Origin of the sequence: Flavobacterium nitrogenifigens (assembly GCF_003254565.1) — a bacterium.
Classification (GTDB): Bacteria; Bacteroidota; Bacteroidia; order Flavobacteriales; family Flavobacteriaceae; genus Flavobacterium; species Flavobacterium nitrogenifigens.
Genome location: NZ_QJRI01000179.1, coordinates 264351 through 281059, shown reverse-complemented (window position 1 = coordinate 281059; position 16709 = coordinate 264351). Strand labels below are relative to the sequence as shown.

Below are 16709 nucleotides of genomic sequence, written 5' to 3'. Positions count from 1 at the left end.
AAAAACAAGATGATTTTAGAAATGAAAGTCCCATCACCAGGGGAATCAATAAAAGAAGTTGAAATTGCAACTTGGTTAGTAAAAGACGGAGATTATGTAGAGAAAGATCAGGCTATTGCTGAAGTTGATTCAGATAAAGCTACTCTTGAATTGCCTGCTGAAATGAGCGGTGTAATTACACTAAAAGCTGAAGAAGGTGATACAGTTGCAGTAGGTGCTGTAGTTTGTTTAATTGATACAGATGCTGCTAAACCAGCAGGAAGCGCTCCAGCGGCAGAAGCCCCAAAAGCTGAGGCTCCAAAGGCAGAAGTAAAAGCAGAAGCTCCAAAAGCAGAGCCAGTTCAAGCTCCAGCAGCTACAAGCTATGCAGCAGGAACTCCATCTCCAGCGGCAAGAAAAATATTAGACGAAAAAAATATTGCTCCAGCTTCTGTAACAGGAACTGGTAAAGGCGGAAGAATCACTAAAGATGATGCAGTAAATGCAACAGCTGTAGCTTCAATGGGAACTCCAACTGGAGGAAACCGCGGAACTGAACGTACAAAATTATCTATGTTGCGTCGTAAAGTAGCAGAAAGATTAGTTTCAGCTAAAAATGAAACAGCTATGCTTACTACTTTCAACGAAGTAAACATGACGCCAATCAACAATATCCGTAACGAATATAAAGATGCTTTCAAAGCTAAACATGGTGGTTTAGGTTTAGGTTTCATGTCATTCTTTACAAAAGCGGTAACAAGAGCGCTTCAATTATATCCAGATGTAAACTCAATGATCGATGGAGATTACAAAGTAGGATATGATTTCTGCGACATCTCTATCGCAGTTTCTGGACCAAAAGGATTAATGGTTCCTGTTGTTCGTAATGCTGAGAACTTAACTTTCCGTGGAATTGAAGCTGAAATCAAAAGATTGGCTTTAAGAGCTCGTGATGGTCAAATTACAGTTGACGATATGACTGGAGGAACTTTCACAATCACTAATGGTGGTGTTTTCGGAAGTATGTTATCTACTCCAATCATCAACCCTCCTCAATCAGGAATTTTAGGAATGCACAACATTATCGAGCGTCCGATTGCTGTAAACGGAAAAGTTGAAATTCACCCAATGATGTACGTTGCTCTTTCTTACGATCACAGAATCATCGACGGACGTGAGTCTGTTGGTTTCTTAGTAGCTGTAAAAGAAGCTTTAGAAAATCCATTAGAATTATTAATGAATGGCGACGCTAAACGTGCTTTAGAGTTGTAATTTTTAAGTAATTTTCGATAATACAAAGGCCTGTTCTTTCATTAGAACAGGCTTTTTTTTGCTTAAAATTAGCTTAAGATTGTCTTAAGATGTTAATTTTTTAAATAAATGAAAATTTTAACCTTGAAAAACTATTTAATTTAGAATAAATAAGAATAACTTGTTTAGTTGCTATCCAACAATTAAATTTGCACTATCAAAATTAATTCTAAATAAAAATGAAATTAAAATTTACGATTTCGCTCTTAACTTTTTGTTTTTTCTTATTGATTGGAAATACAATTACAGCACAAGAAAAAGCAACTATAAAAGGAAAAATATCTTTAAATAATAATGAATCTCCTGAAGGGATTTCTTTAGCATTAAAAGGCACGAGGTTTGGAACAACTACCGATGAAGAAGGTAATTACAAAATAAAAAATGTTAAGCCAGGAACATACACATTAAAAGTTTCGGCTGTTGGCTATAATGCATCAGAAAAAAAGATTACCATTACCGAAGGACAAGAATTAACTGAAAATTTCAATCTTACTTCAAATTCAGAAGAATTAACAGAAGTAGTTGTAAACGGTCGTAAAAATAGTTTCGTACGTAAAGACAACCAACAAGTTTCAAGATTACCTCTTAAAAACCTTGAAAACCCACAAGTTTATACCACAATTACTGGAGGAGTTCTAAAAGAACAAGTAGTAACAACATTTGATGACGCTTTAAAAAATGCACCTGGTGTTACACAACTTTGGGCTTCAACAGGCCGTGGAGGAGATGGAGCAAGTTACTACTCACTAAGAGGATTTCCTGTTCAAGCAACTATTGTAAATGGTGTGCCAGGTTTAACAAACGGTAGTTTAGATCCTGCAAATATTGACAGAGTTGAAATTATTAAAGGACCTTCTGGAACCTTATTTGGAAGTAGCTTGATTTCATATGGAGGATTAATTAATACCACTACAAAAAGACCTTACAAAGGGTTTGGCGGAGAAGTAAACTATACAGCAGGAAGCTACGGACTAAACCGTGCAACTGTAGATCTTAACACTTCGCTTAACGACAAAAAAACACTTAACTTCAGAGTTAACTCAGCATACAATAAACAAGAAAGTTTTCAAGATGCTGGTTTTATAGAATCATTTTTTGTAGCGCCATCGCTATCTTATGAAGTGAATGATAGATTATCATTCTTAGTAAATACAGAATTCATGAGTAATGAAACAACAAACCCAACCATGTTGTTTTTAGACAGAGCAAATCCGTTACGAGTTCATAATATTGCTGAATTAAAATACGATAACAATCGTTCTTATACAAGTAACGAATTAACAATCAAAACGCCTTCTTACAATATTCAGGCGCAAATGAATTATAAGCTTTCTAGTCAATGGACTTCTCAGACTATTTTCTCTACAAGTAATGCTAAGTCAACTGGTAATTATGCATATCTATACGAAGGAACTAGCAATAAGGCATTTTCTTCTATTAAAGAAGGTATTGTTTTGGCAAGATTTTTCAATTACCAAGACAACAAAAACACCACTTTTGACATACAACAAAACTTCGTTGGTGATTTTAAAATCGGAAATTTAAGAAACAGACTTGTTGTTGGTTTAGATTACTACAATAGAGTGGGACTTGATCGCGGTACAGGATACTTTGGAAATGGATATGTTTATATTGGAGACGATTTAGCATCTTTCAACGCAATCTTTGGACCTTCAAATGGTGATACAGGAGATTTAACAAAAGCTGGATCTGATGCCATTGTAGGAAACGCTCCAAGAAACAACAGTAAAACAAAACAAGAAGTTTACAGCGCTTATTTCTCTGACGTAATTAACTTCACTCCTGCCCTTTCTGCAATGGTAAGTTTACGTGCAGATCGTTTTATAAACAGTGGAGATGTTTCAACTGACGATGACAACTACAATCAGACTTCTTTATCTCCAAAATTTGGATTGGTTTACCAGCCGATCATTGATAAAGTGTCTATTTTCGCAAACTACATGAATGGTTTTTCAAACGTAGCACCAGGCGAAAATGTAAATGGAACAGTAAGAACACCTGTAACGTTTGATCCTGAACATGCTAACCAAATAGAATTTGGTACAAAATTGAATATTTTTAAAGATAAAATTTACGCTACTTTAAGCTACTACGACATTAAAGTTTCGAATATGGTTTATAGCGTTAGACCAAATGCAACCGATGTAACAAACTTCCAAGACGGTGCGCAGCACAATAAAGGTTTTGAAGCAGAATTTATTGCTAACCCAATTACTGGTTTAAACATTATTCTTGGCTACAGCTATAATGATGCAACTCTAACTAAAGGAGATGCTGACTTTGTAGGATTCAGACCAGAAAGTGCAGGAGCTTACAACTTAGCAAACTTATGGGCAAGCTATAAATTTACTAATGGATTATTGAGAGGATTTGGTGTAGGATTTGGAGGAAATTATGTTGGAGACAACAAAATCATGAACCGATCAGTTTCAGGAACATTTACAATTCCAGAATATACTGTACTTAACTCTTCTCTGTTTTACAACACGGACAGATTCGGTATAACATTAAAATTAAACAATATTGCGAATAAAGAAATCTATGACGGATGGTCAACAGTGCATCCAAAAGATCCTAGAACTTTCGCTGCAAGTTTTACATACAAATTCTAATAAAATATAACTAAAAACACCTTTCTAAATTGACTAGAAAGGTGTTTTTCAAATTTTTATTGATTATGATTACAATAGCCAGTCTTATCGTTTTCCTAGCTTTTTACACACTGTATTATACTTCGAAAAGAGCAGTGTTGTCGTATGATTTAGGTTTTGAAAAATGGATGCAGAGAAATCCAAAACAAACAAAAATCGTAGGTTTAATGCTTTTGCTTTCTGCTTACGCAATGTGGCTTTTCACACAATCTTTAGGCTGTGGCACTTTAATGTTTTTCATTCAGCTGATGACTGTTGGAAGCTTAATCATTATTCTTACTCCTTTAAAAAAAATAAACAGCAAGTTACTTTTAGCCCTACTGATTTTTATTGCCACAACTGAATTTTATTACAACTAAAATCCACATTAAATTACAATATGCCAGCAAATCCAAAATATCTAAACCCTTCTTTTTGGCCTCGTTTTTCCAAAATTACTGCTGCAATTTTAGGCGGATACTTTGTTTCTGTTACTTTTCATTTGGCTCTAGCGGCTTGGTTTAGCCGAAAAGATATTTTAATCACAATGGCTTTCAGTGGTTTTATTCTTTGGGTGGCCTTAATGATTATTGCTTTTTTAGCCAAAAGCGGCTGGAAAATTTGGGGAATTTACATTCTGCTGTCTCTACTTTTTTGTCTTTTCATTTACTTAGGTCAAACCTATAATACGGCACAATAATATTTATGAATAACCGTCATTACAATATCTATTTTCACACGCATACTGTCAGCGGAATCGTTATCAGTGTAGTTCTTTTTGTAATTTTCTTTGCTGGATCTTTTTCTTTTTTTAGAGATGAAATCATCAATTGGGAAAGAAGTGAATCTACAGCAATCACAAGAGAAATTCAATTAGACTACAATAATGCACTGCAGCATCTTGACAAAAAACATGTTTTGCACGGAAGAAATCTTACCATTTCTAAACCGGCTGTAGAAAATAGAGTCGCCGTTTACATGGAAGGAACCAAAGACACCTTGGCTCCAAAAAAACAGCAAGCTGGAGAGTTTTTTTATTTGGACAATAAAAATTACAAGAGCTACACTTATGAAGAATCTTATTCGTTAGGCGAACTCTTATATCGTCTTCACTTTCTGGCTCAAATTCCATATCCAGCAGGATATTATTTAGCAGGATTTACAGCTTTGTTCTTTTTATTCGCCATCATAACGGGAGTTCTCCTGCATTGGAATAAAATTGTTTCCAACTTTTATATGTTCCGTCCGAAAGAAAAATTAAAAACACTTTGGACAGATGCTCACACCGCCTTAGGAATGATTGGTTTACCATTTCAATTTGTATATGCGGTTACTGGAGCATTTTTTATGATTAAGCTTTTAATTGTAGCTCCAGCTGTAATGGCTTTGTATAAGGGAGATCAAGATAAATTATACAAGGAACTGGAATATACTGATCCTGATTATAAGTTTGAAAATAAAAAACTGGCAAATCCTTTTAACATAAATGAACTGGTTGCAAAAACCAAAAAGAACTGGGCCGATTTTGAAATTACACGTGTTTTTATCCAAAATTACGGTGATACTAATATGCACGTTCTAGTTGAGGGTGAACTTTTAAGTCATAAAAAATTTACCGGAATTGGAAAAGTAGTTTACAGAGTTGCTGACGGAAAAGAAATTGCCAAAAAAGACCCAATTGCACAAACGAGTTATTTAGATGTCGTAAAAAATGTTTTATACAGAATACATTTTGGCGATTATGGCGGATATGCTTTAAAAATTGTAAGCTTCATTTTAGGAATTATAACTTGTTTTGTCATTATTTCTGGAGTTATGATTTGGCTTGTTGCCCGACAAAAAAACAATATGCCAGAAAAGAAGAGACGTTTCAACGCTGCTGTTGTTCGTATTTATTTGGCAATTTGCTTAAGCATGTATCCTATTACGGCTCTAGCTTTTATAGGAAGTAAAATTTTCTATCCGTTAAGTCAGTCCAATCTGTACGCACTGTATTTTGGAGGCTGGCTAACACTTACCATCTTCTTTATCATTAAAAAGAATGATGCTTTCACCAATAAATTCTGCCTGATTTCAGGAAGTATTTTAGGATTCCTGATTCCAGTTACCAACGGAATTGTCTCTGGAGATTGGTTTTGGACTTCATTTATGGAAAACAAATTTCAAATTTTCTTTATAGATGTTTTCTGGATTTTCTTGGCATCAATTTCATTATACGTTGCCTATCATTTAAAACCTAAAAAAGCGGTTGCTTAATTAAGTTTTTTTTTACAAAGAACATTTAATCTCGCAAAGACGCCAAGTCGCAAAGAAGTATTCAAAATAAAACTTTGCGACTTCGCGACTTTACGAGATTTTTCTTTGACCAACACGTTACCTTATAAACAAAATACTTTGGAAATATTTGCCCTATATAGATTTTGAGCATACTTTTACGCTTTTAATCAAAAAATGGGATTCAAAACCAAAATACGTTTTATACACAAATGGCTCGGACTAATTTCCGGGCTTATCGTTTTTATAGTCTGTATTACGGGTTGCATTTTCTGTTTTCATGATGAAATAAAAGACATTACCAGAAAAGAATGGCGTTTGGTCGAACCTCAAAACAAACCTTTTCTATTACCATCTCATCTGCAGGAAAAAGCAAAAGAAGCTGTTCCTGAAAACAAAGCCAGTATGATCGCTTATTATGGAAAAGATAGATCGGCGATTGTTTACACTTATTCAGACGCTGGAAATCTCTACTTATATTTTAATCCGTATACTGGAGAATATCTGAAATCTGAAAATCCAGAGACTGACTTTTTCATTATTGTAGAATACATTCACCTATATCTGCTTCTACCCGATTATATCGGAAAGCATATTATTGGCGGAGCGACGATCATTTTTATTTTATTATTGATTTCTGGAATTATTCAATGGTGGCCCAAACGAAAAAGTGACATTAAAAGAAGTTTCACCATAAAATGGTCAGCAAAATGGAGACGCGTTAATTACGACTGGCATAATACTACTGGATTTTACATCTCAATAATAGCCTTAATTTTAGCTATAACCGGACTTACTTTTACCTATGAATGGGTTGGTGACGGAATTTATAAATCCTTTAACTTTGGAGGAGACAAAGCAGTTGAAACAAAAACTCCCGTAATTGATACCACCACATTCAAAGTAAATTTGGTTACAGCAATTGACAAAGCATTTATTCAAACTCAGCAATTGCAGCCAAAAGCAGAAATGTTTTTTATAATGATTCCGCAGAAAAAAGGCGATATTGTGAGCACAGGCGCTTATCCACATACATTACGCTATGATCAGCAGAGCAATTATTATTTTCATCCGTCAAGCGGAAAATTAATCCAAAGCCAAACTTTTGATAAAAAAAGCTTAGGATTGCAAGTTGTCGAAATGAATTACGGAATACATACCGGACAAGTTTTAGATCTTCCTGGAAAAATAATAGCCTTTATCGTGAGTTTAATCGCTGCTGCACTTCCTGTCAGCGGATTTATAATTTGGTTTGGAAGAAACAGAAAATCTAAAAAAGTAAAAGCATAAAAAAACCGTCCCATTTTTAACGAGGCGGTCTTTTTATAAGTGATTTTTGAAATTATGATTAATTTCTGTTTGCTAAAGCATTTTTCTGTAAACTTTTAACTGAGCTCACTTTGTTGTCTACATAAGCAACTTCGCTTAAACTGTTTTCATTAAAGTAAATCCATTTTCCTGTTTTAACTCCGTCTGTGTATTCTCCAACGGTTTTTTTATTTCCTTTTTCGTCATAAGATACCCAAACACCGTCTAATTTACCGTCTTTAAAAAAGCCTTCTTGCTGCACTTTACCATTGTCATAGTAATACGTTGCTTTTACCTTGTTTCCAGCAGCTTCCAATTCAGGCTTTCCTTCTTGTGCAACTACAATTCCAGAGAACAATATTGCAGCTAAAATTACACTCTTTTTCATATCTTTAGGTATTTAATGTTAAGAAATCTTTATCAAATATAGTCAATAGTTTACATTAAAAAAACTTTTACTTAACAATTTGGTAACATAGAATAAAAACTTAACATTGGAAATTTCCCGAAAAAGAAAAAACCAGCGCTCAAGCACTGGTTTTACTGGTATTTTAGAAATATTTAAATTTTACGATAACGTTGTAAATTTCGTAAATAAATTAGTTCAATAACGCACTAAGCTGTTTATCCAATTCAGGATCAGATGGTCTTGATGCATCAGATTTTAAAATATTGCCTTGCGGATCAATTAAAATAAATCGAGGAATTCCGGTGACACCGTAGTTCACAACAAACTCAGATTCCCAGTCTTTATCAGCAAATAGTTGAACGCCTCCTAACTTTTTATCAGTTACAAACTTTTTCCATTTTTCATTATCTTTTGCCTTATCAATAGAAATACTTACAAATTCAATATTTTTTCCATGATATTTTTCTTCAATCTTCTGCAAATACGGGATCTCAGCTCTACAAGGCGCGCACCATGTTGCCCAAAGATCAATGTAAACATATTTTCCTTTTAAATCAGAAAGTTTTGTTTTTCCTCCTTTAAAATTTTCATAGTCAAAACCTGGAGAAGCTTTTCCAACCATTTTATTTGCCTTTGCAACTCTTTCATATTCTTCACCCGCATATTGGTGAAAACTTTCGAAACTGCGTTTTAGAGCCGTTTTAAATTCAGGAGCAAAATCACCTTTTTCAAGACTTTCTGTATCTGCTTTTAATTTACTATCAAGTAAAGCGGTAAATTCAGCCGATTCTTTTGCAAAAGCATCTTTCTGAAAATTTTCATCTTTTAAAGCTTGTTGAGCTAAAAAGTTACTTTCGTTTACTCCTTTACCTTTATAAACAATCGTTTCATCAAATTCTTTGGCATTCATAGTCAAATTGATTTCAGAATTTGGTTTTAGATATAAATTAGAAGATTCTGTTCCGTCAGAAAAAACATAAAATCCCTGAGGAGCATCAAAAGTTGCAGAAAAAATCTCTTTTTTATCAATTGGAATTACTTGTCTGAAATTATCTCTTCCTTTAATAACCAAAGTATCGCTATTTCTATTGGCGATTTTAGCTGTAAATTTTACCGAATTTTTGCTTTGACCAATGATATTTAAAGCATTAAAAAGCACTAAACCTGCAACAAAAAGTTTTTTCATAGGTATTATGATTAGTTTTTAGAGAATCAAAACTAAAGAAATTAAAGCTTCGGATTTTCACAATTAACAATTTATTTGAAATTATTCTGAATCAACTTATCACTTTACTATATTATCTTGAATTTTGTATTTACTTTTGCAGTCTAAAATTTTGATTATGTATAGAAGTCATAATTGTGGCGAATTAAACGCTTCAAATATTAATACCGAAGTTACACTTGCGGGCTGGGTTCAAAAATCACGTGATAAAGGATTTATGAATTGGGTCGATTTACGCGACCGTTATGGAATTACACAACTTATTTTCGACGAAAGTCGTACCGATAAAACTGTTTTTGAATTAGCTAAAACTCTTGGTCGTGAATTTGTAATTCAGGTAAAAGGAACTGTTATTGAGCGTGAAGCCAAAAACAAAAATATTCCAACAGGTGAAATCGAAATTTTAGTTTCTGAATTGACGATTTTAAATACTGCATTAACTCCTCCATTTACAATTGAAGATGAAACTGACGGTGGAGAAGACATCAGAATGAAATATCGTTATTTAGATATCAGAAGAAATCCTGTAAAAAACAGTTTGTTATTCCGTCATAAAGTAGCGATGGAAGTTCGCAAATATCTTTCTGATTTAGATTTCTGCGAAATTGAAACACCTTATTTAATTAAATCAACTCCAGAAGGAGCAAGAGATTTCGTTGTACCAAGCCGTATGAACGAAGGTCAGTTTTATGCATTGCCACAATCTCCACAAACTTTCAAACAATTATTGATGGTAGGCGGAATGGATAAATATTTCCAAATCGTGAAATGTTTCCGTGATGAAGATTTACGCGCAGACCGTCAGCCAGAGTTTACTCAAATTGACTGTGAAATGGCATTTGTTGAACAAGAAGATATCTTGAATATTTTTGAAGGTTTGACAAGACATTTATTAAAAGAAATTAAAGGTATTGAAGTAGATAAATTCCCAAAAATTACTTACGACTATGCCATGAAAACATACGGAAACGACAAACCGGACATTCGTTTCGGAATGAAGTTTGGAGAATTAAACGAATTTGCACAACATAAAGAATTCCCTGTATTCAATTCAGCTGAATTAGTTGTGGGAATTGCTGTTCCTGGAGCAGGAAATTATACCCGTAAAGAAATTGACGGATTAATTGACTGGGTAAAACGTCCTCAAGTTGGAGCGTCGGGAATGGTTTATGTAAAATGCAACGAAGATGGAACATACAAATCATCTGTAGATAAATTCTACGACAATGATGATTTGGCAAATTGGGCAAAAGCAACAGAGGCAAATCCTGGAGATATGATTTTTGTTCTTTCAGGACCAGCAAATAAAACAAGAGCACAACTTTCTGCTTTACGTATGGAATTGGCTACTCGTTTAGGATTGCGTAATCCGGAAGAATTTGCACCACTTTGGGTTGTTGATTTCCCATTATTGGAACTTGACGAAGAAAGCGGACGTTATCATGCAATGCACCACCCATTTACTTCTCCAAAACCAGAAGATATGGCTTTACTGGAAACTGAGCCAGGAAAAGTTCGTGCAAATGCATACGATATGGTTTTAAACGGAAATGAAATTGGCGGTGGATCTATCCGTATTCACGATAAAGCGACACAACAATTAATGTTCAAATATTTAGGATTTACCGAAGAAGAAGCAAAAGCGCAATTCGGATTCTTAATGGATGCTTTCCAATTTGGAGCACCACCCCATGGAGGGTTAGCGTTTGGTTTAGATAGACTTGTTGCTATCTTAGGAGGACAGGAAACCATCAGAGATTTTATCGCATTCCCTAAAAATAATTCAGGACGCGATGTCATGATTGATGCTCCTGCCGCAATTGATGATGCACAATTGAAAGAGCTTCGAATTAAAGTAGATATTGCTTAATTTGAAGTAAATTATTCATAAAAAAACAAAAAGCCGTTGAAATTTCAGCGGCTTTTTTATATTAATGAAATTTTAAGAAAAATCTTAGCTACTAATTTTTTTGAATTATCATATTCTTACAAACGTAATGCTTTTATATTCTTACAATTAATGATTCGCAAATTATGGTATTTTATAAACAAATTGATGCAATAAACCGCGTAAAAACACTGTAAATCAATAATTTTTACAAAAAATTAACACGTATATGTCTTTTGTATGATTTTATATATTACATTTGTTTATTATAAATTATTATTACATTACAAATGCGTACAGGTACAGTAAAATTTTTCAATGAGTCTAAAGGTTATGGATTCATTACAGACGAAGAAACAGGAAAGGACATCTTCGTTCACGCTTCAGGAATTAACGCGGAAGAATTACGCGAAGGTGACCGTGTAAGCTATGAAGAAGAAGAAGGAAGAAAAGGGAAAGTTGCTGCTAAAGTAGCAGTAATCTAAGAAAAATATAGCAATTATTTTTTTTTGCCTCTGAATGGTCTCAGAAGACGTCCCGAATACTTCGGGACGTTTTTTTTTACCCATTTCTTAAAAAAATATTAAAATAACGCAATGTTATTTATAATGAATAAAAATTAGACATAAACACGGTTTTGCACCCTACTTAAATCCTTTTTTAACTTGTGTTTTACAGACTTCCAAGTTATCTTTGTGGCTCATTTTTTAAGTATAAAATCTAAGTTTATGCAATCTGATCAATACAGTTACATTCCTATTTTAATGCAGTTTATTCTAGCTGTTGGTTTTGTGGTAGGAACAATCATCATTTCTGGAAAATTAGGACCAAAAAGATCCTCTGAAGTTAAAGATCAAAACTTCGAATGCGGTATCGAATCTGTTGGTAATGCCCGTATTCCTTTTTCTGTAAAATACTTCTTAGTTGCCATTTTGTTTGTATTGTTCGACGTAGAGGTTATTTTCCTTTATCCATGGGCAGTAAACTTCAAAGACTTAGGAATTGAAGGAATGTTAAAAATGTTAGTTTTCATGTCTTTGCTTTTGGTTGGTTTCTTTTATATCATCAAAAAGAAAGCATTAGAGTGGGAATAATTTAGAGATTTTAGATTTTAGATTTCTGATTTTAGATCTAAACGATTTAGAATTAAAATTTAAAATTTAATCCTCAACAAAAACTGATTTAAAAAATTGACTTTATTTTTTATGATTTCAAAAATCTAAAATCTAAAATCAGAAATCTAAAATAAAAATGAGCGATTCAAAAGTAAATATGGTTGCGCCGCCAGAAGGAGTTACTGGTGAAGGTTTCTTCGCTACAAAACTTAGTGATGTTGTTGGTTTAGCAAGAGCCAACTCATTATGGCCGCTTCCTTTCGCGACTTCATGCTGTGGTATCGAATTCATGGCAACAATGGCATCTCACTATGACTTAGCTCGATTTGGTTCTGAGCGTGTGAGTTTCTCGCCAAGACAAGCCGATATGTTATTAGTAATGGGAACTATTTCTAAAAAAATGGCACCTATTTTAAGACAAGTATACGAACAAATGTCAGAACCTCGTTGGGTAATTGCTGTTGGAGCATGCGCTTCTTCAGGAGGAGTTTTTGATACTTATTCTGTTCTTCAAGGAATTGACAAAGTAATTCCTGTTGACGTTTATGTACCAGGATGCCCACCAAGACCAGAACAAATTGTTGATGGAGTTATGAGACTTCAAGACTTAGTGAAAAGTGAATCTGTAAGAAGAAGAAGCTCTCCAGAATACCAAGAATTATTAGCTTCATATAATATCTCATAAGATGGCCTTAGAAAATACCCAAATTCAAGACAAACTTGTAGAAACATTTAATAATGATGTTTTTAACTTTCAGCAAGAAAGAGATATTTTTTCTTTAGAAGCTTCGGCTGATAAAATTACGCCTCTGATTCTATTCCTTAAAAATGATCCAGAATTAAAATTTCATTTTTTAACTGACTTATGCGGAATTCACTATCCGGATAATGAAACAGAACGTCAGTTTGCAGTTGTTTACCATTTACACAACTGGTACGAAAACAAAAGATTGAAAATCAAAGTTTTCTTAAACGGCGAAAAACCAGAAATTAAATCGGTTTCAAATATTTTCTTGTCTTCTAACTGGATGGAAAGAGAGACTTTCGATTTCTATGGGATTGACTTTATAGGACATCCTCAATTGAAACGTATTTTAAATATGGATGAAATGCAGTCTCACCCAATGAGAAAAGAATTCCCATTGGAAGACAGCGGAAGAACAGATAAGGATGATAGATTCTTCGGAAGAACAACATCAAATTGCTAAAAAATAATTCAACATTATAAAATGTCAGAACTATTATTACCACCAGAGCATCGTTATGCTAAAATAATTAAGGAGAGACTAAACGACGACGGAAGCGAACTTTCTGTTCTGAATTTAGGTCCAACTCACCCTGCAACACACGGTATTTTTCAAAATATCTTATTGATGGATGGTGAAAAAATTCTTGAGGCTGAGCCAACTATTGGTTACATCCACAGAGCATTTGAAAAAATTGCCGAAAATCGTCCTTTTTACCAAATTACACCTCTTACAGACCGTATGAACTATTGTTCATCTCCTATTAATAATATGGGATGGTGGATGACAGTAGAAAAACTATTAGGTATTGAAGTTCCTAAAAGAGCTCAGTATTTAAGAGTTATCGTGATGGAGCTGGCTCGTATCACGGATCACATTATCTGTAATGGAATCTTAGGTGTTGATACAGGTGCGTATACTGGTTTCTTATACGTGTTTCAATTTAGAGAAAAAATCTACGAAATCTACGAAGAAATTTGTGGAGCTCGTTTGACAACAAATATGGGAAGAATTGGCGGCTTTGAAAGAGACTGGTCTCCAGAAGTTTTCAAAAAACTAGACAAATTCCTAGAAGAATTCCCACCAGTATGGCAAGAATTCCAAAACTTATTCGAGAGAAATAGAATTTTCCTTGACAGAACTGTAAACGTAGGTGGAATTACTGCTGAAAAAGCAATGGCTTACGGATTTACAGGTCCAAACTTACGTGCTGCTGGAGTTGATTATGACGTACGTGTAGCACAACCTTATTCATCTTACGAAGATTTCGATTTTATTGTTCCTGTTGGAAAATCAGGAGATACTTACGATCGTTTCTGTGTTCGTAATGCTGAAGTTTGGGAAAGTTTAAGCATTATTCGTCAGGCATTAGAGAAAATGCCTCCAGGAAACGAATATCACGCTGAAGTTCCAGATTACTACCTTCCTCCAAAAGAAGATGTTTACACTTCTATGGAATCTTTAATTTATCACTTTAAGATCGTAATGGGAGAAGTTCCTGTACCAGTTGCAGAAATCTATCACCCTGTAGAAGGAGGAAATGGAGAACTTGGTTTTTATTTAGTAACAGACGGAAGTAGAACTCCATATAGATTACATTTCAGAAGACCATGCTTTATTTATTACCAAGCATTCCCAGAAATGATTAAAGGTGCCATGCTTTCTGATGCAATTATCATTCTTTCAAGTTTGAACGTAATTGCAGGAGAATTAGACGCCTAAGAAATTTAGATTTTAGAAGATAAAATTTAGATTAAAAAATTTGTGCCTTTGCGCCTTTGTGGCAAAACAAGAATAAAATGGAAAGAAAACATTACAAACAAGAAATAAATATGACCGAGGCATTGATGAACCGCATCAATGAATTGATCAGTCATTATCCTGAGGGCAAACAAAAATCGGCTTTATTGCCTGTTTTGCACGAAGTTCAGGATGCACATAACAACTGGCTTAGTATTGAATTGCAAGATAAAGTTGCTGAGATTCTTCAGATAAAACCAATTGAGGTTTATGAGGTGGTAACGTTCTATACAATGTTCAACCAAAAGCCAATTGGTAAGTATATGTTTGAGTTCTGCCAGACTTCTTGCTGTTGTTTAAGAGGTGCCGAAGATTTGATGGATTATACTTCTGAAAAACTAGGCATTAAAATGGGCGAAACAACTCCAGACGGAATGTTCACTATTGCCGGTGTAGAATGTTTAGGTGCTTGCGGATACGCTCCAATGATGCAATTGGGAGATTTCTACAAAGAAAAACTGACAGAAGAAAAAATCGATCAGATTATTGCTGATTGTAGAGATGATAAAATAATATTACACGATAAATAAGATGTCACAAAAAATATTATTAGATAAAATCAATATTCCTGGAATTAAAACCTACGAAGTGTATCGCCAAAATGGTGGTTATGCTTCTGTAGAAAAAGCTTTAAAAACACTTACTCCAGACGAAGTTACTGAAGAAGTAAAAAAATCAGGATTACGTGGTCGTGGTGGTGCAGGTTTCCCTGCGGGAATGAAATGGAGCTTTATTGACAAAAAATCAGGAAGACCAAGACACTTAGTGTGTAACGCCGACGAATCTGAGCCTGGAACATTCAAAGATAGATTTTTGATGGAATATATTCCTCACTTATTGATCGAAGGAATGATTACTTCAAGCTACGCTTTGGGCGCTAACCTATCGTATATCTACATTCGTGGAGAATACATGTGGGTTTTCAAAATCTTAGAAAGAGCAATCGCCGAAGCAAAAGCTGCCGGATGGTTAGGAAAAAATATATTAGGATCAGGTTATGATCTAGAACTTCACGTTCACTGTGGAGCTGGAGCATATATCTGTGGAGAAGAAACAGCATTAATTGAATCATTGGAAGGTAAAAGAGGAAATCCTCGTATTAAACCACCTTTCCCAGCGGTTTCTGGTCTTTGGGCAAATCCAACTGTGGTTAACAATGTTGAAACAATTGCGACTGTGCCATGGATTGTAAACAATTCTGGAGATGATTATGCTAAAATTGGAATTGGACGTTCTACTGGAACTAAATTAATTTCTGCTTCTGGGCACATTAAAAATCCTGGTGTTTACGAAATTGAATTAGGTTTGAGTGTTGACGAATTCATGAATTCTGATGAATATTTAGGAGGAATGTCTTCAAGCCGTCCATTAAAAGCATTTGTGCCAGGAGGTTCTTCTGTGCCAATTTTACCAGCTGAATTGATTTTCAAAACAGCAAACGGCGAAGATCGTTTAATGACTTACGAATCTTTAAGTGACGGTGGTTTTGCTACTGGATCTATGTTAGGTTCTGGAGGATTCATTGTTTACAACGATACTGCTTGTGTGGTAAGAAACACTTGGAACTTTGCTCGTTTCTACCACCACGAATCTTGCGGACAATGTACACCTTGCCGTGAAGGAACAGGATGGTTAGAAAAAATCTTATGGAGAATTGAAAACGGTCAAGGCCGTGAAGAAGATATCGAATTATTGTGGAGCATTCAGAGTAAAATTGAAGGAAACACAATTTGTCCACTTGGTGACGCTGCTTCTTGGCCAGTAGCTGCAGCGATTCGTCACTTTAGAGATGAGTTCGAATATCACGTTCGTTTTCCAGAAAAAATTAAAAATAGAGATCACTTTGTTGCTGAACCTTTTTCGCAAGTAAAGCATTTAGTTGGCGGTAAAGCAATCGTATAAATATATAGCAGAAAGTTATAAAGTTAAAAATATTAAAAAGGACAGCAACTCTTTTGAATATTCCGACTTTCAACAAAAAAGTTTAAAATAGTTTCAAGTTT

General features: G+C 34.4%; 16 protein-coding genes. 14 read left to right on the top strand and 2 right to left on the bottom strand.

All coding sequences use genetic code 11. The annotated features are described in order from the left end of the window. The first annotated feature begins 9 nt into the window (after positions 1–9). The 6 genes from odhB to DM397_RS18410 all read left to right on the top strand — a co-directional run bounded on the left by odhB (position 10) and on the right by DM397_RS18410 (position 7505). The gene (odhB, locus tag DM397_RS18435) at positions 10–1251 is read left to right on the top strand and encodes a 2-oxoglutarate dehydrogenase complex dihydrolipoyllysine-residue succinyltransferase (protein WP_111378926.1); all 1242 of its coding nucleotides are present in this window, start codon (positions 10–12) and stop codon (positions 1249–1251) included. 218 nt (positions 1252–1469) lie between these two features. Beyond that, on the top strand, positions 1470–3923 hold the full coding sequence (locus tag DM397_RS18430; RefSeq protein WP_111378925.1) for a TonB-dependent receptor: 2454 nt from the start codon (positions 1470–1472) through the stop codon (positions 3921–3923). 65 nt (positions 3924–3988) lie between these two features. After that, positions 3989–4321 (top strand): hypothetical protein, encoded by a 333-nt coding sequence (locus DM397_RS18425; RefSeq protein WP_111378924.1) that lies wholly within the window; start codon positions 3989–3991, stop codon positions 4319–4321. A 20-nt stretch (positions 4322–4341) separates the two neighbouring features. Continuing rightward, positions 4342–4641 carry a hypothetical protein gene (locus DM397_RS18420; protein ID WP_111378923.1) on the top strand — a complete coding sequence of 100 codons (300 nt, stop codon included), beginning with the start codon at positions 4342–4344 and terminating at the stop codon, positions 4639–4641. Between the two features lie 5 nt (positions 4642–4646). Next, entirely contained in the window at positions 4647–6197 is a 1551-nt protein-coding gene (locus DM397_RS18415) for a PepSY-associated TM helix domain-containing protein (RefSeq protein ID WP_111378922.1), read from the top strand. Between the two features lie 195 nt (positions 6198–6392). Further along, a complete protein-coding gene (locus tag DM397_RS18410) occupies positions 6393–7505 on the top strand; it encodes a PepSY-associated TM helix domain-containing protein (protein ID WP_111378921.1) in 1113 nt (370 codons plus the stop codon). Between the two features lie 58 nt (positions 7506–7563). On the opposite strand, the gene DM397_RS18405 is transcribed toward DM397_RS18410, so the two are convergent. Then, positions 7564–7911, bottom strand: a complete 348-nt coding sequence (locus DM397_RS18405) for a toxin-antitoxin system YwqK family antitoxin (RefSeq protein WP_008466129.1) — start codon at positions 7909–7911, stop codon at positions 7564–7566. A gap of 211 nt (positions 7912–8122) precedes the next feature. Next, positions 8123–9118, bottom strand: coding sequence for a TlpA family protein disulfide reductase (locus DM397_RS18400; RefSeq protein ID WP_111378920.1), 996 nt, complete (start codon positions 9116–9118; stop codon positions 8123–8125). Positions 9119–9275: 157 nt separating this feature from the next. Between DM397_RS18400 and aspS the strand changes: the two genes are divergently transcribed. The 8 genes from aspS (at position 9276) to nuoF (ending at position 16608) form a co-directional block, all read left to right on the top strand. Further along, positions 9276–11027: an aspartate--tRNA ligase gene (aspS, locus tag DM397_RS18395; protein WP_111378919.1), complete on the top strand. Its 1752-nt coding sequence runs from the start codon at positions 9276–9278 to the stop codon at positions 11025–11027. Positions 11028–11335: 308 nt separating this feature from the next. After that, on the top strand, positions 11336–11530 hold the full coding sequence (locus DM397_RS18390) for a cold-shock protein (protein ID WP_007137066.1): 195 nt from the start codon (positions 11336–11338) through the stop codon (positions 11528–11530). Positions 11531–11773: 243 nt separating this feature from the next. Further along, on the top strand, positions 11774–12139 hold the full coding sequence (locus tag DM397_RS18385) for an NADH-quinone oxidoreductase subunit A (RefSeq protein ID WP_008466117.1): 366 nt from the start codon (positions 11774–11776) through the stop codon (positions 12137–12139). Positions 12140–12296: 157 nt separating this feature from the next. Continuing rightward, positions 12297–12845, top strand: coding sequence for an NADH-quinone oxidoreductase subunit B (locus DM397_RS18380; RefSeq protein ID WP_111378918.1), 549 nt, complete (start codon positions 12297–12299; stop codon positions 12843–12845). Position 12846: 1 nt separating this feature from the next. Further along, positions 12847–13368, top strand: coding sequence for an NADH-quinone oxidoreductase subunit C (locus tag DM397_RS18375; protein ID WP_111378917.1), 522 nt, complete (start codon positions 12847–12849; stop codon positions 13366–13368). Between the two features lie 21 nt (positions 13369–13389). Further along, positions 13390–14628, top strand: a complete 1239-nt coding sequence (locus tag DM397_RS18370; protein ID WP_111368854.1) for an NADH-quinone oxidoreductase subunit D — start codon at positions 13390–13392, stop codon at positions 14626–14628. Between the two features lie 77 nt (positions 14629–14705). After that, entirely contained in the window at positions 14706–15236 is a 531-nt protein-coding gene (locus DM397_RS18365; protein ID WP_057115709.1) for a complex I 24 kDa subunit family protein, read from the top strand. Between the two features lies 1 nt (position 15237). Then, entirely contained in the window at positions 15238–16608 is a 1371-nt protein-coding gene (nuoF, locus tag DM397_RS18360; RefSeq protein ID WP_111378916.1) for an NADH-quinone oxidoreductase subunit NuoF, read from the top strand. Positions 16609–16709: the final 101 nt, after the last annotated feature.